Source organism: Amorphus sp. MBR-141, assembly GCF_053628695.1.
This window is the reverse complement of the sequence record NZ_JBRJGW010000004.1, coordinates 197,115-219,313: the sequence shown is the minus strand read 5'-3', so window position 1 is coordinate 219,313 and position 22,199 is coordinate 197,115. Positions and strand designations below refer to the sequence as shown.

Genomic DNA, 22,199 nt, shown 5'->3' with positions numbered 1-22,199 from the left:
CTCAGCCCCGCCCCAGGCCGTTGACGATCAGGTCGTGGGCGGCGGCGACCACTTCGTCGATGGGCTGGTCGTTTCCCCAGATGACGGCGCGTTCGCCGAGCGTCTTGGCCATTCCCATCAGCGCCCAGGCGCGCACGTCGGTGTCGCCGGGCCGGATCTCGCCGGCCGCTTCCGCCGCCTGCAGGCCCTCGCGATAGGCGTCGGCGAAGGTCTGGAAATAGGTCCGGTAGGCGTCCGGATCGACGAACAGCGCCTCCTGGACGATGCGGTAGAGCTCCGGATGCGCGGAGACGAAGGTGAGGAAGGCGCGCAGGCCCTCGCGCTCGGCGGCCAGCCGGTCGGGGCTCGCCTCGATCGCCTCGCTGAGGACGCCGCGCAGCCGGCGGCCCATTTCCAGCACGAGCGCCCGGAACACCTCCTCCTTGCCCTTGAAGTAGATGTAGAATGTGCCCTGCGCGACGCCGGCGAGCCGGGTGATCTCGGCGATCGAGGCGTCGTTGTAGCCGATCGTCCCGATGACCTTCTCGGCGGCGACGAGGATGGCGCGCCGGGTCGCCTCGCCGCGCGCCGTCTTGGGTCTGGGCTTCGCCGCCACGGTCACGTTTCCAGCCAATGACATGAGACATGAATCATGCGTCACATTAGGCACCGGAACCGCTGGGTGGCAAGAGCCTTGCTGCGATGGGTGGCGTGCGTTGGGACAGCATGAGGGCGACTGGACCGGGAACCGGCGCCCCGTCCGTCGCCTCCTTGCCGCGCCCTGCCCTCCAGCGGCCGTCGCGCCCGGACGCCGGCAGCGTTGCGGCCGCGACGCACGACGGCGCGTCGGATGGCAGGGCGGTGGAGCTCCTATCGGCCGGAGCGCCCTGAGCGGACGGGGGTGGGGCGTTCGGCTTGTCGACGGCCCTCGGGAGGACTGGTGTCCGCCGATCCGCGATTGCCCGCGGCGACCCGGTCGCGCTTGGCCGCTCGGATCGAGACCCAAGCAGCAAGGCCTCGGCCAAGGAGGCGGCTCCGGCCCGATCCGGCCGGGACCCGGCTAGACCGACAGGTAGCGCTGCTTGACCGTCTCGTCGGCGGCGAGCTCGGCGGAGGTGCCGGTCCAAACCACCTTGCCCTTCTCGATGACCACGTGGCGGTCGGCGAAGCGCGACAGGGCGTCGATGTTCTTGTCGACGATGAGGATCGACTGACCTTCCGCCTTGAGCTTGACCAGCACCGTCCAGATCTCCTCGCGGATCAGCGGCGCCAGCCCCTCGGTCGCCTCGTCGAGGATCACCAGCTTCGGGTTGGTCATCAGCGCGCGACCGATCGCCAGCATCTGCTGCTCGCCGCCCGACAGCTGCTTGCCGGAGTTCGTGCGGCGCTCGGCCAGCCGCGGGAAGAAGCCGTAGACCTCCTTCAGCGTCCAGCGCGGAGCACCGCCGAACCGGTTCGCGGCGGTGGCGATCAGGTTCTCCTCCACCGACAGCGTCGGAAAGATCTGGCGCCCCTCCGGGACCAGCCCGAGGCCGGCCTGGGCGATCCGGTAGGCCGGCTGGCCGGTCAGGTCGGCGCCGGCGAAGGCGACGCGGCCGGCGCGCGTCGGCACCAGGCCCATGATCGTGTTGATGGTGGTCGTCTTGCCCATGCCGTTGCGGCCGAGCAGCGTCACCGCCTCGCCGGCATCGAGCCCGAAGCCGATGCCGAACAGCACCTGGCTGTCGCCGTAGGAGGCCTCGAGCCCTTCCACGGCCAGCATGGGAGGGGTCACCGCCGCGTCCATCACGCCTCCTCGCCCAGATAGGCCTGGCGCACCTTGGCGTTGGCGCGGATCGCCTCGGGCACGTCGGTGGCGATCACCTCGCCATAGACCAGCACCGAGATCCGGTCGGCGAGCGCGAAGACGGCGTCCATGTCGTGCTCCACCAGGATCATCGTGTAATCGGCCGACAGGCGCCTCAGCACCTCCACCAGCCGTTCGGTCTCCTCCCGGCCCGTGCCCGCCATCGGCTCGTCGAGCAGCAGCAGCTTCGGCCGGGTGGCCAGCGCGATGGCAAGCTCCAGGCTGCGCTTCTCGCCGTGGGACAGGCTGCCCGACCGCAGGCCCGCCCGGTCGGCGAGACCGACGGTCTGCAGGTGGGCGTAGGCCTTCTCCGCCAGCGCCCGGTCGCGGGCGACCGAGCGGATGAACCGGAACGAGTGGCCCTCGCGGGCCTGCACGGCCAGCGCGACGTTGTCGAGCACCGTGAAGTCCGGGAGGATGGTGGTGATCTGGAACGAGCGCGCCAGCCCCCGCCGCGCCCGCTGCGCCATCGACAGCGCCGTGACGTCCCGGCCATCGAACACGATGCGGCCGGAATCGGGCGCCAGTCCGCCGGAGATCTGGCTGATCAGCGTCGTCTTGCCGGCGCCGTTCGGGCCGATGATGGCGTGGACCTCGCCGGGAAGGACGTGGAGGGACAGGTCGCTGGTGACCCGGAGCGCGCCGAAATTCTTCGACAGGCGCTCCAGCCGCAGAAGCGGATCAGCCATCCTTGCGCCCTCCATTCAGCAGGCGGACGAGGCCGCCGTGGCCGAACAGCACGACGAGCACCAGGATCGGTCCGAAGATCAGCCGCCAGTGTTCGGTGAAGTCATGCAGGAATTCCTCCAGCAGCAGATAGGCGGCGCCGCCGATGATGGCGCCGTGCAGCGTGCCGATGCCGCCCAGCACGACCATCACGATCAGGTCGCCGGAGCGATGCCAGCCCATGTAGGCGGGGCTCACGAACTCGGTCTGGTTGGCGAGCAGCACGCCGGCCAGCGCACACAGCATCGCCGCGATGACGTAGGCGACGAGCCGGTAGCGGTAGGGATCGATGCCCACCGCCTGCAGCCGGATCTCGCTCTGCTTGGCGCCCGTCAGCACCCGGCCGAAGCGCGAGGCGACGATCATCCGGCAGAGGAGATAGGCCCCCAGCAGGCAGCCGAAGGTGACGTAGTAGAACGTCGTGCGGTCATCGAGGATGCTGACGCCGAAGAATTCGGTGCGCCGCCAGATGGTCAGGCCGTCGTCGCCGCCATAGGCCGACAGGCTGGTGGTCGTGTAGTAGGCCATCTGGGCGAAGGCGAGCGTGATCATGATGAAGTAGACGCCGCGGGTCTTCAGCGAGATGGCGCCGGTGACGAGGGCGAACAGGCCGGCGGCGATGAGCGCCACCGGCACCGCGATGAAGCCGTTGTAGGTGCCCTCGGCGGCGAGGATGCCGACCCCGTAGGCGCCGATCCCCAGGAAGGCGGCGTGGCCGAAGCTGATCAGCGCGCCGTAGCCGAGGATCAGGTCGAGGCTGACCGCGGCGATGGCGAAGATCATCACCCGGATGACGAACAAGGTGAGGAAGGAATCGTCGAGCGCGATCGACAGGGCCGGCACCACGGCGAGCGCGGCGAACACGACGATCGGGATCCAGACGCCGCCGAGGATGCGGCTCGGCCGGGGCGGCGCGGATGCCGCGGCCGGCGTTTGGGCGGTGGTGGGGGCGGTCTCGGCCATCTCGGCTACTGCCCTTTCGCCGGAAACAGGCCGGTCGGCCGGAAGAACAGGACCGCAGCCATCAGGATGTAGATCAGCATCGATGCCACCGCCGGACCGACGTCGTTCGCCGCGGCCGGCGGCATCGCCAGCTTGGCGATGTCGGTCATGAAGCTGCGGCCCAGCGTGTCGACGAGGCCGACGATCAGCGCCGCGAAGAAGGCGCCGCGGATGGAGCCGATGCCGCCGATGACGATCACCACGAAGGCGAGGATGAGGAGGCTGTCGCCCATGCCGGGCTCGACCGACAGGATCGGCGCCGCCATGAAGCCGGCGAAGCCCGCCAGCATCACCCCGAAGCCGAACACGATCATGAACAGCTGGCGGATGTTGACGCCCAGCGCCGAGACCATCCGCGCGTTGGTGGCGCCGGCGCGCACCAGCATGCCGATGCGGGTGCGGGTGACCAGCAGCCAGAGCCCGATCGCGACCAAGAGGCCGGCGACGATGAGCGCGATCCGGTAGACCGGGTAGAGCAGCCCGTCCATCAGCACGATGGCGCCGGAGAGCGACTCCGGCACCGCCACCGTCAGCGGCGACGGGCCGAACAGCACCCGCGCCAGCTCGTTGAGGAACAGGATGACGCCGAAGGTGGCGAGCACCTGGTCGAGGTGATCCCGGTCATAGAGCCGTCTGTAGATGATCACCTCGAGCAGCAGCCCGATCAGCAGGGCCGCCCCCATCGCCAGCACCAGCGCCAGGAAGAAGTTGCCCACCAGCCCGGTGAAGACCACCGCCAGGTAGGCGCCGACCATGTACTGGACGCCGTGGGCGAGGTTGACGAAGTCCATCACCCCGAACACCAGCGTCAGCCCCGCCGCGATCAGGAACAGCAACACGCCGAGTTGGAGGCCGTTCAGCAGCTGAACGGCGAAAAGCGTCATCGACACGAAAGGCGAACCTCGCTCGTACGGGTCAGGCCCCGGGCCGGAGCCCTCCGCCCGCCGGCGCGCGGCGCGGCGGACGGAGGGTCACGAACCGTGACCGGGCAGGGTCAGGACAGGGTGTCGCCAGCCTACATCTTGCACTGGTCGGCGTAGCTGTCGACGTACCCTTCGAGCACCTTCTCGGTGGTCACCATCACGTACTTGCCGTCGTCGGTCTTGGTCGCCTCGGCCAGGTAGTAGTCCTGGACCGGGAAGTGGTTCTTGCCGAAGGTCAGCGGCCCGCGCAGGGTGTCGACGCCACCCGCGGCGATCGCCTCGATCAGCTTGTCGGTGTCCTTGAAATCGCCGCCGGCCTTCTTCACCGCGGCGTCGATGACGACCGCCACGTCATAGGCCTGGGCCGCATAGAGCGGCGGCGGGGCGCCGTATGCGCTCTCGTAGTCGGCGACGAAGGTCTTCGTCAGCGCGTTGTCGAAGTTGCGGCCCCACTGCTGGCCGGACTTCAGGCCGACGGCGGCATCCTGGGTGGCCGGCAGCGACAGCTCGTCGACGGTGAACGCCGACAGGAACGCCACCTTGTCCTTCAGCCCCGCCTGATCCCACTGCTTGACGAGGTTCACGCCCATGCCGCCGGGCATGAAGGTGTAGACCGCATCCGGCTTGGCGGCGGCGATGCGCGCCAGTTCGGCGGAGAAGTCGAGCTGGCCGAGCTGGGTGTAGATCTCGTCGACGATCTCGCCGTCATAAAACTGCTTGAAGCCGGCGACGCCGTCCTTGCCGGCCTGGTAGTTCGGCGCCAGCACGATGACGCGCTTGTAGCCCTGGTCGGCGGCGTACTTGCCGAGCACGGCGTGGTTGGCGTCGTTCTGGTAGGCGACGTTGAAGTAGTATTTCGAGCAGGCGGGGCCGGCCAGCGGCGACGGGCCGGCGTTGGGGCTGATCAGAAGCGTCTCGGCGTCGAACACCGGCTTGGCGATCGCCATCATGATGTTGGAGAACACGGTGCCGACGACGATGTCCACCTCGTCGCGCTCCAGCAGCGCCTTCACCTTGGTGACGCCGACGTCCGGCTTCAGCTCGTCGTCGACCACCACGACCTCGGTCGGCACGCCGCCGATCTGCCCGTCGTGCTGCTTCAGGAACAGCATGAAGCCGTTGCGCACGGAATCGCCGATCGCGGCGGCCGGGCCGGAGAAGGTGGCAACGAGCCCGATCTTCAGCTGATCGTCCTGCGCCTGGGCGCCCGTCGCCGCGAATGCCAGCGCCGCCGCGCCGGCCAATAGCGTCTTCAACCGAATCATCTCGCTCAGTTCCCCTTGCTGCCGTCGGAAGTGTGCCTGTTTATTTTTTGTGCGCTGCCGCATCTGCCCAAACAATTTGCCACAGAGTGCGTGCGCCGGTCGACACGGAGAACATTTTAGGTTTGAAATATCTCCGTTGTGAAGCCCTATGTGGCGCGCCGCTGCGAGGAGCCGGGACCGCGCGAGGTCCCTGGAAACTGGCGCGCGCATTGCAGGCCGCACACGGGAACTCGAGACGCAACCGGCCAGAGGAGACTTCGAGAATGTCCGTCTTTGCCACCCGACTGAAGGTTGGCGCCGTCGCGGCCACCTTGTGCCTGACTGCCGTGATCGGCCAGGCGCACGCCGACACCGTGCTGCGCGTATCGAACTGGCTCCCGCCGGGACATCCGCTGGTCACCGAGATCATCCAGCCGTGGGGCGAGAAGGTCGCCGAGGTCACCGACGGCCGCGTGACCGTCGAGGTGATGCAGGCGCCGATCGGCAAGCCGCCGGCCCAGTACGACCTCATCCGCAACGGCGCCGCCGACGTCGCCTACGGCGTGCACGGCTACACGCCGAACCGGTTCGGCCTGACGACCATCGTCGAGCTGCCGTTCCAGTCGAACACCGCCGAGGCGCTCTCGGTGGCCTACTGGCGGGTCTACGAGAAGTATCTGAAGGCCGCCAACGAGCACGAGGGCGTCAAGCTCATCACGCTGTTCACCCACGGCCCCGGCATGATCTTCACCACCAAGGGGCCGGTCACCGCGGCCGACCAGCTGTCGGGCTCCAAGTACCGGGTCGGCGGCGGCCTCGCCAACATGGTGGCCGAGCGCCTCGGCATCGTGCCGGTCTCCGCCCCCTCCCCGCAGGTCTACGAGATCCTGTCGAACGGCGTCGCCGACGGCATCCTGTTCCCGGCCGAATCCGTGCCCTTCTTCAAGATCGACACGGTCATCAAGAACGGCACGCACGTCGACGGCGGCCTCTACGCCACGAGCTTCTTCATCATCATGAACCAGAAGACGTGGGACAGCCTGTCGGCGGAGGACCAGAAGGCCATCGACGGCGTGTCCGGCGAGGCGCTGGCGCGCATCGCGGGCCAGGCCTGGGACAACGCCGACACCGCCGGCACCAAGAAGATGGAATCGGAAGGCATCAAGATCATCGATGCCGACGAAGCCTTCATGACGTCGCTGCACGAGAAGCTCGACGGCATCGAATCCGTCTTCCTCGACGCCGCCAAGGCGAAGGACGTCGACGGCGAGGCTGCCTTGAAGATGCTCAAGGAAGAAGTCGCCAAGGAAAGCAAGTGAACGCGAAAACCGCGCTTCCTTCCCCTGCAGCGCGCCGCCCCTGGGCGGCGCGCTTGCCCGCCGCCTGCGCGGCCCTCCTCCACATCATCGCGGGCGTCCTGCTGTTCACGATGATGATCCTCACCACCGTCGACGTCATCGGCCGCTACATCTTCACCGCCCCGGTTCCCGGCGCCTTCGAGGCGACGGAGATCATGCTGATGCTCATCGTCTTCGTCGGCCTGCCGATCGTCACGGCGCGGAGCGAACACGTGAGCGTGCTGCTGTTCTACGATCGCGCGCCGCCCTTCCTCACGCCGATCCTGCGCCTGTTCGCGCGGGTGCTCACGGCGATCTCCATGGGCTTCGCCGCGTGGCTGCTCTACGGCAAGGCCGTGGAACTCGCCGGCTACGGTGACACCACCGTCCTCCTCAGAATTCCCCTTGCGCCGGTCGCCTTCATCGCGGCCGCGCTGTCCGCCGCGGCCACCGTCGTCGCGGTGATCGCGGTGTTCGAACGCAGCGAAGCGGAGACATAGGCCCGATGGATGCCTGGGTACCGGGGCTCGTCGCCCTTCTCGTTCTGCTGTTCGCGGGCGTGCCGATCGCGGTCGCGATGGGCATCGTCGGCGCCATCGGCCTCACCCTGATCCTCGGCCTGCAGGGCGGCATGGCGATCGTCGGGCAGACGCTGTTCGACACCAGCCTCTCCTATTCGCTGTCGGTGGTGCCGCTGTTCATCCTGATGGGCAACTTCGTCACCCGCGCGGGCCTGTCCGACGAGCTCTACGCGGCCTGTCACGCCTGGCTCGGGGCCAGACCGGGCGGCCTCGCCATGGCGACGGCGGTCGCCTGCGGCGGCTTTTCCGCCGTCTGCGGCTCGTCGCTCGCCACCGCCGCCACCATGGGCAAGGTGGCGCTGCCGCAGATGCGCAAGTACAACTACGACGACAGCCTCGCCTCGGGCGTCATCGCCGCCGGCGGCACCCTCGGCATCCTGATCCCGCCGAGCGTCATCCTGGTGATCTACGGCGTCACCACCCAGCAGGACATCGGCAAGCTGTTCATCGCCGGCATCGTGCCGGGCCTGATCGGCATCCTCAGCTACATGGCCGCGGTGCGGGTCGTCTGCGCCATCCACCCCGAGAAGGGCCCGCCGGGCCCGAAGGTTGCGATGGCGGAGAAGCTGCGGGCGACGCGCGGCGTGCTCGGCATCCTCGGCCTGTTCGTCCTGGTCATCGGCGGCATCTACGTCGGCATCTTCACCGCCACCGAGGCGGCCGGCGTCGGCGCCTTCGGCGCCTTCCTGATCGCGCTCTTCCGGCGCACGCTGACGCTGCGCGTCATGCGCGACATCCTGGCGGAGACCGCGTCGACCACCACCATGATGTTCGCGCTGCTGATCGGCGCGATCGTGTTCGCCAACTACGTCAATATCGCCGGCCTGCCGAACGACCTCACCTCGTTCGCCGCCCGCCAGGACGTGCCGCCCTTCGTCGTCCTTCTCGGCGTGCTGGTCGTCTACCTGCTGCTCGGCATGGTGCTGGAGAGCCTGTCGATGGTCCTCCTCACGGTGCCGATCTTCGCCCCGATGATGGATGCCCTCGGCTACGACCTGATCTGGTTCGGCATCGTGGTGGTCATCATGACGGAGATCTCGCTGATCACCCCGCCGGTCGGCCTCAACGTCTTCGTCCTCAAGACGGTGCTGCCCGACGTCCCCATCGGCACGATCTTCAAGGGTGTGGTGCCGTTCATCCTGGCCGACGTCGTCCGCATGATCCTGCTGCTGGCGTTCCCCATCATCGCGCTGGGGCTGCCGAGGCTGATGGGTTAGGGCGCAGCCGGTGGCGCTCCGACGGGGGTGACCCGGCGGAGCGTCAGGTTGATGCGGCCGCCGTCGGGCATCAGCGTCGACGAGCCGGCGATGATGCGGTCGATGCCGTGAAATGCCAGCCGGTCGTCGCCGCCGAAGACGATGACGTCGCCCGACGCGAGGCGCACCGACCGGGTGGGGCCCTTGCGCGTCGTGCCGCCGATCCGGAAGACGGCGGTGTCGCCCAGCGACACCGACACGACCGGCGCCTCGAACGTCTGCTCGTCGCGGTCCTGGTGCAGGCCCATCCGCGCCTTGGTGTCGTAGAGGTTGACGAGGCACGCCTCGGGCGGCGCCTCGACGCCGGACACCGCCGCCCACAGGTCCAGCAGCGGCTGCGGAATCGCCGGCCACGGCCGGCCGGTCGCCGGATGCAGCGGCTGGTAGCGGTAGCCGTCGACGTCGGAGACCCAGCCGAGCGGGCCGCAATTGGTCATGCGCACCGAAAACGCCTTGCCTGTGCGCGGCATCCGCGGCACGAACCACGGGGCGGCGCGCAGGAGCGCGCGCTGCGCGGCGGCATCGAAGCGTTCGGGAAGGAGGTCTATTGCCATTCCCCCTCCCTACACCGATCCTGCGGCGCGCGAACAGGGCCAGGGGGCGGCTCGGACCTCCTGAGCGGCGAACAAGGCGGTGTTCATACCTCCTGTTCTACTCCGGGCGGCTTGCGGGCTATTTGAGCCCTTCTTATATAGCTCGCAGCGTTCTGGCCCATCAGCGCCAGGATGAATCCGTTTGCGTTCGTAACGTTAGGGGGCCGGCCGGCTTCATGTCGGCTTCGTCGGACGCCGTCCCCGGGTCCGAACGGTCTGCCAGAAGGAGAGATTGAAAGAATGAGCAAGGTCATCGGCATCGACCTCGGCACCACGAACTCGTGTGTCGCGGTGATGGAAGGCAAGCAGGCGAAGGTCATCGAGAACGCCGAGGGCGTGCGGACGACCCCGTCCATGGTCGCGTTCACCGACGAGGGCGAGCGCCTGGTCGGGCAGCCGGCGAAGCGCCAGGCCGTCACCAATCCCGAGCGCACCCTCTTCGCCGTCAAGCGCCTGATCGGCCGCCGCTTCGACGATCCGATGGTGTCGAAGGACAAGGGCCTCGTCCCCTACAAGATCGTGCGCGCCGACAATGGCGACGCCTGGGTCGAGGTGGACGGCAAGGAATATTCCCCGTCGCAGATCTCCGCCTTCATCCTGCAGAAGATGAAAGAGACCGCCGAATCCTATCTCGGCAGCGAGGTCACGCAGGCGGTCATCACCGTCCCCGCCTACTTCAACGATTCCCAGCGTCAGGCCACCAAGGACGCCGGCAAGATCGCCGGCCTGGAAGTGCTGCGCATCATCAACGAGCCGACCGCGGCGGCGCTCTCCTACGGTCTCGACAAGACCGAGGGCAAGACGATCGCCGTGTACGACCTCGGCGGCGGCACCTTCGACGTGTCGGTGCTCGAGATCGGCGACGGCGTCTTCGAGGTGAAGGCCACCAACGGTGACACCTTCCTCGGCGGCGAAGACTTCGACATGCGCCTGGTCGACTATTTCGCGGCCGAGTTCCAGAAGGAACAGGGCATCGACCTGCGCAAGGACAAGCTCGCCCTCCAGCGCCTGAAAGAGGCTGCCGAGAAGGCCAAGATCGAGCTGTCGTCCGCCCAGCAGACCGAGATCAACCTGCCGTTCATCACCGCCGACGCCTCCGGGCCGAAGCACATGACGATGAAGCTGTCGCGCTCCAAGTTCGAGAGCCTGGTCGACGATCTCGTGCAGCGCACGATCGAGCCCTGCCGCAACGCCCTCAAGGACGCGGAGATGCAGGCCGGCCAGATCGACGAGGTCGTCCTCGTCGGCGGCATGACCCGCATGCCGAAGATCCAGGAAGTGGTGAAGCAGTTCTTCGGCAAGGAGCCCCACAAGGGCGTGAACCCGGACGAGGTCGTCGCCATCGGCGCCGCGATCCAGGCCGGCGTCCTGCAGGGCGACGTCAAGGACGTGCTGCTTCTCGACGTGACCCCGCTGTCGCTGGGCATCGAGACGCTGGGCGGCGTGTTCACCCGCCTGATCGACCGCAACACGACGATCCCGACCAAGAAGTCGCAGACCTTCTCGACCGCCGAGGACGGGCAGACCGCGGTGACCATCCGCGTCTTCCAGGGCGAGCGCGAGATGGCCGCCGACAACAAGATGCTCGGCCAGTTCGACCTCGTCGGCATCCCGCCGGCGCCGCGCGGCGTGCCGCAGGTCGAGGTCGCCTTCGACATCGACGCCAACGGCATCGTCAACGTCTCGGCGAAGGACAAGGGCACCGGCAAGGAGCAGCAGATCCGCATCCAGGCCTCCGGTGGTCTCTCCGACGACGAGATCCAGAACATGGTCAAGGACGCGGAAAGCCACGCCGAGGACGACAAGAAGCGTCGCGCCCTCGTCGAGGCCCGCAACCAGGGCGAGGCCCTCGTCCACTCGACCGAGAAGATGCTGTCGGAGAACGGCGACAAGCTCCCCGATGCCGACAAGTCGACGGTCGAGGCGGCGATCGAGGATCTGAAGACCGCGCTTGCCGGCGAAGATCTCTCGGCCATCGAGGCGAAGAGCCAGACCCTTGCCCAGGCGTCCATGAAGCTCGGCGAGAGCCTCTACAAGGATCAGCAGGAAGCCCCTGCCTCCGAGGAGGGCGCCACCGGCCAGGCCCAGGACGACGTGGTCGACGCCGACTTCGAAGAGGTCAAGGACGACGATCAGAAGCGGAGCGCGTAACGGCGCCCGGCTCAGGCACCCAGATGCGGCGCACCACGTGCGCCGCATCTTTCGTATGAACCGTGTTCCAAGCGAGCCTGCCCTGAGTTTCGCCCCGATGCCTTGTCGGTCGTGAGGCGACGCAGATGCCGGAGGGTCCGCGATTTGGCGGGACCCTGCCGGCGACGCGGAGACCAGGGACGCTCGGATTTTTGCAAGCAGAGTTACGCAGCCGATGTCCAAGCGCGACTACTACGAGGTTCTCGGCGTCCACGCCCAGGTGACCGAAACCGAGTTGAAGGGCGCGTATCGCAAGCTCGCGATGCAGTATCATCCCGACCGCAATCCGGGAAATGCCGAGGCTGAAGCCAAGTTCAAGGAAGTCAGCGAGGCCTACGACGTCCTGAAGGACCAGCAGCGGCGCGCCGCCTACGACCGGTTCGGCCACGCCGCCTTCGAGAACGGCATGGGCGGGGGTGGCGGCGGGCAGGCCGGCTTCGGCGGCGACTTCGCCTCCGCCATGTCCGACATCTTCGACGAGTTCTTCGGCATGGGCCAGCGCCGGCCCAACAGCGGCGGGCGCGAGCGTGGCGCCGACCTGCGCTACAACCTGGAAATCTCGCTCGAGGAATCCTTCACCGGCAAGACCGTGGCGATCGAGGTTCCGACCTCGGTCACCTGCGTCACCTGCTCCGGATCCGGCGCCAAGCCCGGCACCTCGCCCACCACCTGCCAGACCTGCAAGGGCGCCGGCCGCGTCCGGGCGACCCAGGGCTTCTTCACCCTGGAGCGGGCCTGCCCGACCTGCCACGGCCGCGGCTCGATCATCACAGATCCCTGCGACGTCTGTTCCGGCGAGGGGCGCATCGCCCAGGAGCGCAACCTCTCCGTCAACATCCCGGCCGGGATCGAGGACGGCACCCGCATCCGGCTCGCCGGCGAGGGCGAGGCGGGCGTCATGGGCGGACCGTCCGGGGATCTCTACATCTTCCTGTCGATCAAGCCGCACGCCTTCTTCCAGCGCGAGGGCGCGGACATCTTCTGCCGCGTGCCGATTTCGCTGACCAAGGCGGCGCTGGGCGGCGATTTCGAGGTGCCCACGGTGTCCGGTGAGAAGACCCGGGTGAAGGTGCCCGACGGCACCCAGACCGGCCGTCAGTTCCGCCTGAAATCCAAGGGCATGCCGATCATCCGCAGCTCCCAATACGGCGACATGTACATCCAGGTTGTCGTCGAGACGCCACGCAATCTGACGAAAAGGCAGCGGGAGCTGCTGGAGGCCTTTGAAGAAGAGGCATCTCAGGATAATCATCCAGAATCGCATGGTTTCTTTTCCCGGGTGAAGGATTTCCTCGAAGGCCTGGGAAGCTAGGGTCTGGTCGCCGCGAGGCTCAGACGCGTTCGCCGTAATTTTGCCTGGGATCAGGCGTCAGTGCGCCCCGCCGACTGTAACGTGAAGGCTTCTCATGCTTGCCATTGCCCGGACCCACGCCCGCAGGTTCTCCGACCGATTCGTCGATGAAGTCCGCTTCCTGCGCGCCTGGGTCGAGCGACCTTTGACCACCGGCGCGGTGGCGCCGTCGGGCGCCGCCCTGTCGCGGCTGATGGCGAGCTTCGTCGACCCGGAGTGTCCGGGCCCGATCGTCGAGCTGGGACCCGGCACCGGCGTCGTCACCGACGCGCTGGTCAAGCGCGGCATCGACGAGTCCCGCCTGGTGCTGATCGAATACAGCGCCGACTTCTGCACGCTGCTGGAAGAGCGCTTCCCCCGCGCCACCGTGATCCAGGGCGATGCCTACGCCATGGCCGAGGTGATCGGCCGGCCGATCGCCGGCTCGCTGGCCGGCGTCGTCTCCAGCCTGCCGCTGTTCACCCGCCCGCTGGAAATGCGCCAGAAGCTGATCGAGGACGCGCTGGAGCTGATGAGCCCGGGCGCCCCGTTCATCCAGTTCTCCTACGCGCTGGTGCCGCCGGTGCCCGAGGTCCACGGCCGCTACGGCGTGACCCGCACCTCGTGGGTGGTCCGCAACGTGCCGCCGGCCCGCGTCTGGCTCTATCGCCGCGTCGTCGACGCCGAGGGGGCCGCCTCCACCCTCGCCGCCTGACACGCCGGGTGCGCGCGGAATTGCAATCGGCGCCCGGAAACTTACATCTCCCTCGACCCACCGACCCTCCGCGGCCCGTCACGGGCCGCGCGTTCGTTCAATCGAGGTGCTTATGACGTCCCCTCCCGATCCCATTGGCTGGCATGGCACGACCATTCTCGGCGTGCGCAAGGGCGATGCGGTGGTGATTGCCGGCGACGGTCAGGTCTCGTTCGGCCAGACCGTGATGAAGAACAACGCCCGCAAGGTGCGGCCCATCGGCGACGGCGACGTCATCGCCGGCTTCGCGGGCGCCACCGCCGATGCCTTTACCCTCCTGGAGCGCCTTGAGCAGAAGCTCGAGCAGTATCGTGGCCAGCTCATGCGCGCCTGCGTCGAGCTCGCCAAGGACTGGCGCACCGACCGCTACCTGCGCCGCCTGGAAGCGATGATGATCGTCGCCGACCGCGACACCACCCTGGTGCTGACCGGCAACGGCGACGTGCTGGAGCCCGAGCACGGCGTCGTCGGCATCGGCTCCGGCGGTCTCTACGCCCTCGCCGCCGCCCGCGCCCTGATGGACACCGACATGGACGCCGAGGAGATCGCCCGCCGCGCCATGGGCATCGCCGGCGACATCTGCGTCTACACCAACGGCCAACTCACCGTGGAGCGGCTCGCCAGGGGCGCCTGACGACGGCAGCCCGAGCCGCCGATCGCGACGCCCCCGCGCGACCTCCCCAACGCCTTCCGAAAGTCAGCCATGACCGAATTTTCCTCTTCCGACGTCCAGGAGCCGGCCACCGAGCCCGAGCGGCAGTGGGGCTCCAAGCGGCGCGACTACACGCCGCTCACCAACTTCTCGCCCCGCGAGATCGTCTCCGAGCTCGACCGGTTCATCATCGGCCAGCACGCGGCCAAGCGGGCGGTCTCCATCGCCCTCAGGAACCGCTGGCGGCGCCAGCAGCTCGACGACGAGATCCGCGACGAGGTGATGCCGAAGAACATCCTGATGATCGGCCCCACGGGCGTCGGCAAGACCGAGATCGCCCGCCGCCTCGCCAAGCTCGCCAACGCGCCGTTCATCAAGATCGAGGCGACCAAGTTCACCGAGGTGGGCTATGTCGGCCGCGACGTGGAATCGATCATCCGCGATCTGGTGGAGATCGGCATCACTCAGGTGCGCGAGCGGCGCCGCAAGGACGTGCGGGCGACGGCCCATCTCGCCGCCGAAGAGCGCGTGCTCGATTCCCTCGTCGGCAAGAACGCCAGCCCGGCCACCCGCGACAGCTTCCGCAAGCGGCTCCGGGCCGGCGAGCTCGACGACAAGGAGATCGAGATCGAGGTCGTCCAGGCGCCGTCGATGCCGAACTTCGACATCCCGGGCATGCAGGGCAACGTCGGCGTCATGAACCTCTCCGACGTGCTCGGAAAGGCCTTCGGCAACGTCAAGAAGACCCGCAAGACGACGGTCAAGGAATCCTACGAGGTGCTCATCAACGAGGAGTCCGACCGGCTGATCGACGACGAGAGCCTGGTCCAGGAAGCCGTCTCCCAGGTGCAGAACAACGGCATCGTCTTCCTCGACGAGATCGACAAGATCACCGCGCGCGGCGGCCGCTCCGGCGACGTCTCCCGGGAAGGCGTGCAGCGCGACCTCCTGCCGCTGGTGGAGGGCACCACCGTGCAGACCAAGCACGGGCCGGTGAAGACCGACCACGTTCTGTTCGTCGCCTCCGGCGCCTTCCATGTCTCCAGCCCGGCCGACCTGCTGCCCGAGCTGCAGGGCCGCCTGCCGATCCGCGTCGAGCTGAAGCCGCTGACCAAGGAGGACTTCCGCGCCATCCTCACGGAGACCGAGGCGAGCCTCATCCGCCAGTCGATCGCGCTCCTGAAGACCGAGGACGTCGATCTCGTCTTCACCGACGACGCCATCGACGCGATCGCCGCCATCGCGGTGGACATCAACGCCTCGGTGGAGAACATCGGCGCCCGCCGGCTGCAGACGGTGATCGAGCGGGTGCTGGACGACATCTCGTTCACCGCCTCCGACCGCGCCGGCGACACGGTGACCATCGACGCGGACTACGTGAACACCAACCTCGGCGAACTGGCCAAGAACACCGACCTCAGCCGGTTCATTCTGTAGGACGCCGGCCCCGAAAGCGCGACGCGAGGCGCCGTCCCGATCCGATCGGGACGGCGCCCCCGTGCATCCGCAGCCCGGGCGGGCCCGCCGGGCGCTATTGCGCGGCGGGTGCCTCGCCGAGGCGGGTGATGCTGGCCGTCACCGGATCGCCCAGCGCCTTCAGCTCCAGAAGCGTCGAGGTCTTGACCGGCACGCGCACCGCCGTGCTGCCGTCGAGCGTGTAGACGGTGCCGTCGACGCGCATGCGGAACGGCCCGTCGGCGGTCACCAGCACTTCGGTCGCGCCGCCGGCGCCCGGCGTCACCACGCTGGTCCAGTCGGCCGGAACCGTCATCTCGTCCGCCTCGCCGAGGCTGGAGACTTCGCGGTTGGGGCTTCGCAGCAGGTCGGCGATGCCGGCCTTGTCGATCCAGTAGGCCGCGTAGCCGACGCCACCGGCGATCACCAGCAGGAACAGCAGCAGGGCGATCCAGCCGCCCTTGCCGCCGCGGCGCCGTTCCTCCTCCGGCAAAAGCCCATCCGCGTCCGCCGTCCGGGCGGACGATCGGCCCCAGCCCCGGCGCCGCGGTTCGTGCTCCGCATCGCGCAGCACGTCGTCGATCGACGGATCGTCCTCCTCGGCGTCGCGGTCCGACCCCGATGCCAGCCAGGCGCTGCCGGCGGCCGCGGCCTCGCCGGCGCGGCGGCGCGACAGGTCGGGGCCGGCACGCCGGCGCCGCGCCGGCGGCCGCGGGACCGCAGGCTCGCGCGGCGGCTCCGGCGCCGCGCCCTCGCCGTGTTCCGGCTCGACCGGCGCATCGTCGTCCGTCACCGGCGCCGCCGCTCCGCGGTCGAGGCGGCCGGTCCGCCGGGCATCGGCGGCGAGCGGACGCTGGCGCCCGCCCGACAGCGACGGCTCGACCCGTCCGGGGCCGCGCGGGGCTGCAGGCTCGCCGGCCCGCGCGGCCGCCGGCACCGCGCCGAGGACGGCGCGGTCGTCACGAATGCGGTCGGGAGCCGGAGGCCCGGGCGGCGCCTGCGGGGCGTCGTCCTCCGGGCCAGCATCCTCCTCCGAACCCGGCTCGCCGGCATCGCGCGGCGGTGCGGATCGGTCGGGATCCGCCAACGGCTCCGCAGGCAGGTAGGTCACGTCCGCACCGGGATCGGCCGGCGGCGCTGCGGTCCACGCGTCGGCGGGAAGCGTCTCGTCCTCGATTGCGGAAGGCGCGGCGGCGTCGGCCGGGCGCAGCGCCTCGTCCGGCGCGCGGTCGTCCGTCCCGGGCAGCTCGCCGTCGCTGCGCGGCGGCGCCACCGCCGTGCCGTCGAGGGAGACGGCCGAGCGGAAAGCGCCGCAATAGGGACAGCTCAGAACGGGACGAACCAACGGCTCTCCGCAGGCGCTGCAGCGAAATCGCGCTGTGGTCAAAAGGTCTCTCCCGTCGTGCGCCCCGGACCCGGGCGGGTTCGGAACGCCGTTGTCGCCTTGGTGCGGGCGGTCTGCGCCGGCACAGGTGTGATGAGCATCCACTTCCGGATGCGATGTTCAACGCCTCTCGCGCCGAACATCTACGCTGAAACTGGGAGATGGTGTGGCGAAGCCGGAGCGAACATTACGAATTCCGGCAAAAATCGCCGGACTCCGACGGTTCGGCCGGCAATCCCGTCCCACGGTTGCCGCCGGAGAGGCCGCCGGCCGGCCGGAACGGCAGGCGGAACGGCCCCCTCGGAAAACGGTGCCCATCGCCCTTCCCGGCCCCGGCCCCGGCCCCGGCCCCGACGGAAACGCGGCTGGCCGGACGGCGTTCCGCCGCAGTCCCGGATCAGGGCCGCAAGACCTCGCGCAGCTTCGCCGGTTCCGGCAGACCCTTCATCTCCAGTTCCGGTGTGTCGCCGGCGGTGTAGATGCGCAGCGTGCCCACGTCGAGCATGCGGTCGAGCAGCGACTGGTCGATCTTCACGGTGCGGATCGACGACAGCTCGATCTCGGTGTGTTCCTTCGACAGCAGCCCGCGGTCCAGCGAGATCCGCTCCTCGCCGACGGTGACTGTGGTGGCCCGGTTGAACAGCCACCAGACGACGAGGGCGACCACGCCGATCACCGCCGGAATCAGGATCACGCACAGGACGAACAGGAACGGGTGGCTCTTGAACATCGACGGATGGGCTTGGTAGCGGACGGGCATCGGGCGTTTCCTGACCTGCGGAAGGGCACACGTGGGCGGGCTGACGATGCCGGCGCGCGACGACGCACGTACGACACGGGGGCCGGCCGCGCCGGCCCGTCGGCCACCCTACCCAAATCCCGACGGTTTCGCGCCGACGAAATCAGTGGAGCTGCGACAGCGAGTCCACCGAGCGCCATTCCCAGCCGCCGATCAGCTGCCGGTAGCCGACGTCGACCGAGTGCAGCGTGCCGTCGAGCTCGCGGCGCCAGAAGTCGAGGAAGCGGTTGAGCTCGGGAAAGGCCGGCGCAAGATCGTAGTCCTGCCACAGATAGGTCTGCAGCAGGCCGGGGTGATCCGGCATCCGGTAGAGGATCTTCGCGGTGGTCAGTCCGTAGCCGTCGAGCTGTCGGTCGAAAGCGGAATCGATCATCGGAGCCTCGGTGTTGCAAGCGACCCTGAAATGGTGCATTGCAACCCCGCCGCTGGCAAGCCGGCTTTTCCATTCTCTCAAAGATTTCAGAAACTTAGCAGCACATCTCCTCGATTGCTGCCACCGGCGCCGCGCCGTCCGGCTTCGATTGCGCGGCCGCCTGTTAGCACTTTCTTCTGGCGAGTGCCAAGAAAGTGTGTCAGGTACCTTGCTACCGGTGATGGAGCCTCCCATCTCAGCACCACACGGCCCGCATGCCGAAGACGGATGCGGCCGCCGTGCGGAGGACTCTCAGTCACCGAAATCAGAAATCTGGTTCATTAGGAGGAACACATCATGCAGTTCCGGCCGCTTCACGACCGCGTCGTCGTCCGCCGTATCGAATCCGAAACCAAGACCGCCGGCGGCATCATCATTCCGGACACCGCTCAGGAAAAGCCGCAGCAGGGCGAAGTCGTCGCCGTCGGCCCGGGCGCCCGCAACGAAGCCGGCGAGCTCGTCACGCCGGACGTCAAGGCCGGCGACCGCGTCCTCTTCGGCAAATGGTCCGGCACCGAAGTCAAGATCGACGGTGAAGATCTCCTCATCATGAAGGAGAGCGACATCATGGGTGTCCTGGAAGGGACCGCCGCCGCCAAGGCCGCCGCGTAATCCGCACGGCTCTTGCCGTCAACGCAGTCTCTCAAGGGAGAACATCACTATGGCTGCCAAAGAAGTTAAGTTTTCGACCGCCGCTCGCGACAAGATGCTCAAGGGCGTCGACACGCTGGCCAACGCGGTCAAGGTGACCCTCGGCCCGAAGGGTCGCAACGTGGTCATCGAAAAGTCCTACGGCGCCCCGCGCATCACCAAGGACGGCGTCACCGTCGCCAAGGAGATCGAGCTGGAAGACCGCTTCGAGAACATGGGCGCCCAGATGGTGCGCGAAGTGGCCTCGAAGACCAACGACATGGCCGGTGACGGCACGACCACGGCGACCGTCCTCGCCCAGGCGATCGTCAAGGAAGGCGCCAAGGCCGTTACGGCCGGCATGAACCCGATGGACCTGAAGCGCGGCATCGATCTCGCCGTCGCCGCCGTCGTTGCCGAGCTCGCCGCGAAGGCCAAGGAAATCTCCTCCAACGAAGAGATCGCCCAGGTCGGCACGATTTCGGCGAACGGCGACACGGAAGTCGGTAGCTTCCTCGCCGAGGCGATGCAGAAGGTCGGCAACGAGGGTGTCATCACCGTCGAGGAAGCCAAGTCGCTCGAGTCCGAACTCGAAGTCGTCGAAGGCATGCAGTTCGACCGCGGCTACATCTCGCCGTACTTCGTCACCGATGCCGACAAGATGCGCGTCGAGCTCGAGGATCCCTACATCCTCATCCACGAGAAGAAGCTCTCCAACCTGCAGGCGCTTCTGCCGGTACTCGAAGCCGTCGTCCAGTCCGGTCGTCCGCTGCTGATCATCGCCGAGGACGTCGAAGGCGAGGCGCTTGCCACGCTCGTGGTCAACAAGCTGCGCGGCGGCCTGAAGGTCGCAGCCGTGAAGGCGCCGGGCTTCGGTGATCGCCGCAAGGCGATGCTGCAGGACATCGCCGTCCTGACCGCCGGCACGGTCGTTTCCGAGGACGTGGGCATCAAGCTCGAGAACGTCACGGTCGACATGCTCGGTCGCGCCAAGAAGGTGTCGATCTCCAAGGACGAGACCATCGTGGTCGACGGTGCCGGCGAGAAGTCCGACATCGAAGCCCGCGTGTCGCAGATCAAGGCGCAGATCGAGGAGACCACCTCGGACTACGACCGTGAGAAGCTTCAGGAGCGTCTTGCCAAGCTGGCCGGTGGCGTCGCCGTCATCCGCGTCGGCGGCATGACCGAAGTCGAAGTGAAGGAGAAGAAGGACCGCGTCGACGACGCCATGCACGCCACCCGTGCAGCCGTCGAAGAAGGCGTGGTTCCGGGCGGCGGTGTCGCTCTCCTGCGCTGCATGAAGGTGCTGGAAGGCCTCAACTCCGAGAACGCCGACCAGAAGGCCGGCATCGCCATGGTCCGCAAGGCCATTCAGGCTCCGGCCCGCCAGATCGCCATCAACGCGGGCGAAGAGGGTTCGGTCATCGTCGGCAAGATCCTCGAGAACGAGTCGTTCGGCTTCGGCTGGAACGCTCAGACCGGCGAGTACGGCGATCTGTTCAAGATGGGCATCATCGACCCGACCAAGGTCGTGCGCGCCGCCCTTCAGGACGCCGCCTCGATCGCCGGCCTACTGATCACCACCGAAGCGATGGTCGCCGAGAAGCCCAAGAAGGATGGCGGCGCTCCCGCCATGCCGGGCGGCATGGGCGACATGGACTACTAAGTTCCAGGAGACCCGACCGGCTCTGCCGGAACGGGCCTCTGACGAACACGAAAGGCGCGGGAGCAATCCCGCGCCTTTTTCTGTTGGGCTGTCGGGACGGATACGCTCAGGCGTCGTGGGTCATCGCGTAGACGCGCAGCCGATGGCCATCCGGGTCCACCGCGACGAAGCTGCGCCCGAAGCCGAGGCTGGTCGGCGGCAGCGTGATCGTCGCCCCCCTCGCCTTCCAGGCCTCGTGGGTGGCATCCACCTCCTCCGGGCTAGCCACCTTGAAGCCGAGTTCGCCGCCGCCCGGGCCGCCCTCCGGCGCAGGCTGGATGACGGTCGGATCCCAGAGGCCGAGCTCGGTGCCGGAGGCCAGTTTGAAGAGGGCGAATGGCGGGCTGACGAAGGCCGGCTCCAGACCCAGCAGGTTGGCATAGAAGCGCGCGCTCGCTTCGGGGCTGGACACGTAGAGAAGAACGGTATGGTCGGTCATGGTCGGCTCCGTTGCCGTGTTGCGATGAACCGACCCTGGACGCCCCTGCTGTCAGTTTTTGTCAGCAGTCGCATTCGCCTGCCGCTGCCTCCGCGCCGTCTCCCATTCCCGCGCCAGCACCTGCCGCCGCCGCGGATAGCGCTCGGGCAGCATCTCGGCCGAGCGGATCCGGTCGGTGCGGAAATGCCGGAAGTCCTGGCGCAGCTCGCACCAGGCGGCGAGCACCCGCACCTGATCGAAGAAGGCGAGCGCGAACGGCCAGACGGTTCGCTGCGACGCCGCCCCCGCCGCATCGCCATAGTCGATCGCGAGCTTGCGCTCGGCGCGGATCGCCGCGCGCAGCAGCGCCGGATCGAGCCCGTCCGGGGGGATCTCCCGGCCGGGGCCGATGACGAGAGTCGAGGCGTCGAGCTCGTCACGGAGGTCCTTCGGCAGCACCGCCGCGATGCGCGACAGCGCGCCCGCCGCCGCCCCCTTCAGCCGGTCGTCCCCCCGCTCCGCGACCCAGCGCGAGCCGACGATCAGCGCCTCCAGCTCCTCGATGGAGAACATCAGCGGCGGCATCAGGAAGCCGGGCTTCAGCACGTAGCCCACCCCCGGCTCGCCCTGAATGTCGGCACCCAGCGCCTGAAGGCTGGCGATGTCGCGGTAGACGGTGCGAAGGCTGACGCCGAGGCCGTCGGCAAGCGCCTGCCCGCTCACCGGCCGTCGGCGGGCGCGCAAGAGATCCAGAAGGTCGAACAGGCGTTGGGAGCGCGACATGGCGCGACCATCGCACGTCCCTGCTGCCAGATCACGGCAGGATCGGCAGACACCGAAAGCTCCCGGTGCCCCCGGGCCAGGCCGGCCGACCCACGACAGGACTGCGAAAGAACGCCGCATTGCATATGCGCGGATGGGCGCCCAATCATGGATTCACGCCGACTTTACACGCACGAAATCCAGTAAGTCCGTCTTTATTT

General features: G+C 68.1%; 22 protein-coding genes. 10 read left to right on the top strand and 12 right to left on the bottom strand.

Translation table 11 applies throughout. From position 1 onward, the window contains the following. Window position 1 precedes the first annotated feature (1 nt). The 6 genes from ACSSVZ_RS07585 to ACSSVZ_RS07560 all read right to left on the bottom strand — a co-directional run bounded on the left by ACSSVZ_RS07585 (window position 2) and on the right by ACSSVZ_RS07560 (window position 5,738). Window positions 2-619 (bottom strand): TetR/AcrR family transcriptional regulator, encoded by a 618-nt coding sequence (locus ACSSVZ_RS07585; protein ID WP_453969187.1) that lies wholly within the window; start codon window positions 617-619, stop codon window positions 2-4. 420 nt (window positions 620-1,039) lie between these two features. Next, complete coding sequence (locus tag ACSSVZ_RS07580) at window positions 1,040-1,741, bottom strand: ABC transporter ATP-binding protein (protein WP_453969303.1); 702 nt, start codon at window positions 1,739-1,741, stop codon at window positions 1,040-1,042. Window positions 1,742-1,764: 23 nt separating this feature from the next. Beyond that, the gene (locus ACSSVZ_RS07575) at window positions 1,765-2,514 is read right to left on the bottom strand and encodes an ABC transporter ATP-binding protein (protein ID WP_453969186.1); all 750 of its coding nucleotides are present in this window, start codon (window positions 2,512-2,514) and stop codon (window positions 1,765-1,767) included. After that, window positions 2,507-3,514 carry a branched-chain amino acid ABC transporter permease gene (locus tag ACSSVZ_RS07570; protein ID WP_453969185.1) on the bottom strand — a complete coding sequence of 336 codons (1,008 nt, stop codon included), beginning with the start codon at window positions 3,512-3,514 and terminating at the stop codon, window positions 2,507-2,509. The genes ACSSVZ_RS07575 and ACSSVZ_RS07570 overlap by 8 nt, the downstream gene beginning before the upstream one ends. Window positions 3,515-3,519: 5 nt before the next feature. Then, on the bottom strand, window positions 3,520-4,437 hold the full coding sequence (locus tag ACSSVZ_RS07565) for a branched-chain amino acid ABC transporter permease (protein WP_453969302.1): 918 nt from the start codon (window positions 4,435-4,437) through the stop codon (window positions 3,520-3,522). A gap of 131 nt (window positions 4,438-4,568) precedes the next feature. Next, the gene (locus ACSSVZ_RS07560; protein WP_453969301.1) at window positions 4,569-5,738 is read right to left on the bottom strand and encodes an ABC transporter substrate-binding protein; all 1,170 of its coding nucleotides are present in this window, start codon (window positions 5,736-5,738) and stop codon (window positions 4,569-4,571) included. A gap of 266 nt (window positions 5,739-6,004) precedes the next feature. Here ACSSVZ_RS07560 and ACSSVZ_RS07555 point away from each other — a divergent pair, with 266 nt between their 5' ends. Genes ACSSVZ_RS07555 through ACSSVZ_RS07545 form a run of 3 tightly spaced genes read left to right on the top strand, consistent with a single transcriptional unit; the run spans window position 6,005 to window position 8,855 of the window. Then, window positions 6,005-7,039: a TRAP transporter substrate-binding protein gene (locus tag ACSSVZ_RS07555; protein ID WP_453969184.1), complete on the top strand. Its 1,035-nt coding sequence runs from the start codon at window positions 6,005-6,007 to the stop codon at window positions 7,037-7,039. Next, on the top strand, window positions 7,036-7,557 hold the full coding sequence (locus tag ACSSVZ_RS07550) for a TRAP transporter small permease (RefSeq protein WP_453969183.1): 522 nt from the start codon (window positions 7,036-7,038) through the stop codon (window positions 7,555-7,557). The genes ACSSVZ_RS07555 and ACSSVZ_RS07550 overlap by 4 nt, the downstream gene beginning before the upstream one ends. A gap of 5 nt (window positions 7,558-7,562) precedes the next feature. Next, window positions 7,563-8,855 (top strand): TRAP transporter large permease, encoded by a 1,293-nt coding sequence (locus ACSSVZ_RS07545; protein ID WP_453969182.1) that lies wholly within the window; start codon window positions 7,563-7,565, stop codon window positions 8,853-8,855. On the opposite strand, the gene ACSSVZ_RS07540 is transcribed toward ACSSVZ_RS07545, so the two are convergent. After that, complete coding sequence (locus tag ACSSVZ_RS07540; protein WP_453969181.1) at window positions 8,852-9,448, bottom strand: alpha-ketoglutarate-dependent dioxygenase AlkB family protein; 597 nt, start codon at window positions 9,446-9,448, stop codon at window positions 8,852-8,854. The two genes, ACSSVZ_RS07545 and ACSSVZ_RS07540, sit on opposite strands and share 4 nt — an antisense overlap. A 279-nt stretch (window positions 9,449-9,727) precedes the next feature. Here ACSSVZ_RS07540 and dnaK point away from each other — a divergent pair, with 279 nt between their 5' ends. The 5 genes from dnaK to hslU all read left to right on the top strand — a co-directional run bounded on the left by dnaK (window position 9,728) and on the right by hslU (window position 15,850). Next, on the top strand, window positions 9,728-11,638 hold the full coding sequence (gene dnaK / locus ACSSVZ_RS07535; RefSeq protein ID WP_453969180.1) for a molecular chaperone DnaK: 1,911 nt from the start codon (window positions 9,728-9,730) through the stop codon (window positions 11,636-11,638). A 214-nt stretch (window positions 11,639-11,852) separates the two neighbouring features. Continuing rightward, entirely contained in the window at window positions 11,853-12,989 is a 1,137-nt protein-coding gene (gene dnaJ, locus ACSSVZ_RS07530; protein ID WP_453969179.1) for a molecular chaperone DnaJ, read from the top strand. 94 nt (window positions 12,990-13,083) lie between these two features. After that, entirely contained in the window at window positions 13,084-13,722 is a 639-nt protein-coding gene (locus ACSSVZ_RS07525) for a class I SAM-dependent methyltransferase (RefSeq protein ID WP_453969178.1), read from the top strand. 112 nt (window positions 13,723-13,834) lie between these two features. Beyond that, complete coding sequence (gene hslV / locus ACSSVZ_RS07520; RefSeq protein ID WP_453969177.1) at window positions 13,835-14,395, top strand: ATP-dependent protease subunit HslV; 561 nt, start codon at window positions 13,835-13,837, stop codon at window positions 14,393-14,395. Window positions 14,396-14,464: 69 nt separating this feature from the next. Then, window positions 14,465-15,850, top strand: coding sequence for an ATP-dependent protease ATPase subunit HslU (gene hslU / locus ACSSVZ_RS07515; protein WP_453969176.1), 1,386 nt, complete (start codon window positions 14,465-14,467; stop codon window positions 15,848-15,850). Window positions 15,851-15,944: 94 nt separating this feature from the next. Here hslU and ACSSVZ_RS07510 read toward each other — a convergent pair whose 3' ends face one another. From ACSSVZ_RS07510 to ACSSVZ_RS07500, 3 genes are all read right to left on the bottom strand, one after another. Next, window positions 15,945-17,213, bottom strand: coding sequence for a hypothetical protein (locus ACSSVZ_RS07510; RefSeq protein ID WP_453969175.1), 1,269 nt, complete (start codon window positions 17,211-17,213; stop codon window positions 15,945-15,947). Window positions 17,214-17,649: 436 nt separating this feature from the next. Beyond that, window positions 17,650-18,012 (bottom strand): PH domain-containing protein, encoded by a 363-nt coding sequence (locus ACSSVZ_RS07505; RefSeq protein WP_453969174.1) that lies wholly within the window; start codon window positions 18,010-18,012, stop codon window positions 17,650-17,652. A 142-nt stretch (window positions 18,013-18,154) separates the two neighbouring features. Then, window positions 18,155-18,424 (bottom strand): usg protein, encoded by a 270-nt coding sequence (locus tag ACSSVZ_RS07500; protein ID WP_453969173.1) that lies wholly within the window; start codon window positions 18,422-18,424, stop codon window positions 18,155-18,157. A 336-nt stretch (window positions 18,425-18,760) separates the two neighbouring features. Here ACSSVZ_RS07500 and groES point away from each other — a divergent pair, with 336 nt between their 5' ends. Both groES and groL read left to right on the top strand, forming a co-directional pair. After that, window positions 18,761-19,075 (top strand): co-chaperone GroES, encoded by a 315-nt coding sequence (gene groES / locus ACSSVZ_RS07495; RefSeq protein ID WP_453969172.1) that lies wholly within the window; start codon window positions 18,761-18,763, stop codon window positions 19,073-19,075. A gap of 49 nt (window positions 19,076-19,124) precedes the next feature. Next, complete coding sequence (gene groL, locus ACSSVZ_RS07490; protein WP_453969171.1) at window positions 19,125-20,759, top strand: chaperonin GroEL; 1,635 nt, start codon at window positions 19,125-19,127, stop codon at window positions 20,757-20,759. A 106-nt stretch (window positions 20,760-20,865) separates the two neighbouring features. Here the strand turns inward: groL and ACSSVZ_RS07485 are convergent, their stop codons facing one another. Continuing rightward, window positions 20,866-21,237, bottom strand: a complete 372-nt coding sequence (locus ACSSVZ_RS07485; RefSeq protein ID WP_453969170.1) for a VOC family protein — start codon at window positions 21,235-21,237, stop codon at window positions 20,866-20,868. A 51-nt stretch (window positions 21,238-21,288) separates the two neighbouring features. Continuing rightward, the gene (locus tag ACSSVZ_RS07480) at window positions 21,289-21,999 is read right to left on the bottom strand and encodes a helix-turn-helix transcriptional regulator (RefSeq protein ID WP_453969169.1); all 711 of its coding nucleotides are present in this window, start codon (window positions 21,997-21,999) and stop codon (window positions 21,289-21,291) included. Window positions 22,000-22,199 lie beyond the last annotated feature (200 nt).

What these genes read in the sequence shown, in the direction of transcription:
- ACSSVZ_RS07585 (WP_453969187.1), bottom strand. Translation starts at nt 619, where the DNA reads ATGTCATTGGCTGGAAACGTGACCGTGGCGGCGAAGCCCAGACCCAAG.
- ACSSVZ_RS07580 (WP_453969303.1), bottom strand. Translation starts at nt 1,741, where the DNA reads ATGCTGGCCGTGGAAGGGCTCGAGGCCTCCTACGGCGACAGCCAGGTG.
- ACSSVZ_RS07575 (WP_453969186.1), bottom strand. Translation starts at nt 2,514, where the DNA reads ATGGCTGATCCGCTTCTGCGGCTGGAGCGCCTGTCGAAGAATTTCGGC.
- ACSSVZ_RS07570 (WP_453969185.1), bottom strand. Translation starts at nt 3,514, where the DNA reads ATGGCCGAGACCGCCCCCACCACCGCCCAAACGCCGGCCGCGGCATCC.
- ACSSVZ_RS07565 (WP_453969302.1), bottom strand. Translation starts at nt 4,437, where the DNA reads ATGACGCTTTTCGCCGTTCAGCTGCTGAACGGCCTCCAACTCGGCGTG.
- ACSSVZ_RS07555 (WP_453969184.1), top strand. Translation starts at nt 6,005, where the DNA reads ATGTCCGTCTTTGCCACCCGACTGAAGGTTGGCGCCGTCGCGGCCACC.
- ACSSVZ_RS07545 (WP_453969182.1), top strand. Translation starts at nt 7,563, where the DNA reads ATGGATGCCTGGGTACCGGGGCTCGTCGCCCTTCTCGTTCTGCTGTTC.
- ACSSVZ_RS07540 (WP_453969181.1), bottom strand. Translation starts at nt 9,448, where the DNA reads ATGGCAATAGACCTCCTTCCCGAACGCTTCGATGCCGCCGCGCAGCGC.
- dnaK (WP_453969180.1), top strand. Translation starts at nt 9,728, where the DNA reads ATGAGCAAGGTCATCGGCATCGACCTCGGCACCACGAACTCGTGTGTC.
- dnaJ (WP_453969179.1), top strand. Translation starts at nt 11,853, where the DNA reads ATGTCCAAGCGCGACTACTACGAGGTTCTCGGCGTCCACGCCCAGGTG.
- ACSSVZ_RS07525 (WP_453969178.1), top strand. Translation starts at nt 13,084, where the DNA reads ATGCTTGCCATTGCCCGGACCCACGCCCGCAGGTTCTCCGACCGATTC.
- hslV (WP_453969177.1), top strand. Translation starts at nt 13,835, where the DNA reads ATGACGTCCCCTCCCGATCCCATTGGCTGGCATGGCACGACCATTCTC.
- hslU (WP_453969176.1), top strand. Translation starts at nt 14,465, where the DNA reads ATGACCGAATTTTCCTCTTCCGACGTCCAGGAGCCGGCCACCGAGCCC.
- ACSSVZ_RS07505 (WP_453969174.1), bottom strand. Translation starts at nt 18,012, where the DNA reads ATGCCCGTCCGCTACCAAGCCCATCCGTCGATGTTCAAGAGCCACCCG.
- ACSSVZ_RS07500 (WP_453969173.1), bottom strand. Translation starts at nt 18,424, where the DNA reads ATGATCGATTCCGCTTTCGACCGACAGCTCGACGGCTACGGACTGACC.
- groES (WP_453969172.1), top strand. Translation starts at nt 18,761, where the DNA reads ATGCAGTTCCGGCCGCTTCACGACCGCGTCGTCGTCCGCCGTATCGAA.
- groL (WP_453969171.1), top strand. Translation starts at nt 19,125, where the DNA reads ATGGCTGCCAAAGAAGTTAAGTTTTCGACCGCCGCTCGCGACAAGATG.
- ACSSVZ_RS07485 (WP_453969170.1), bottom strand. Translation starts at nt 21,237, where the DNA reads ATGACCGACCATACCGTTCTTCTCTACGTGTCCAGCCCCGAAGCGAGC.
- ACSSVZ_RS07480 (WP_453969169.1), bottom strand. Translation starts at nt 21,999, where the DNA reads ATGTCGCGCTCCCAACGCCTGTTCGACCTTCTGGATCTCTTGCGCGCC.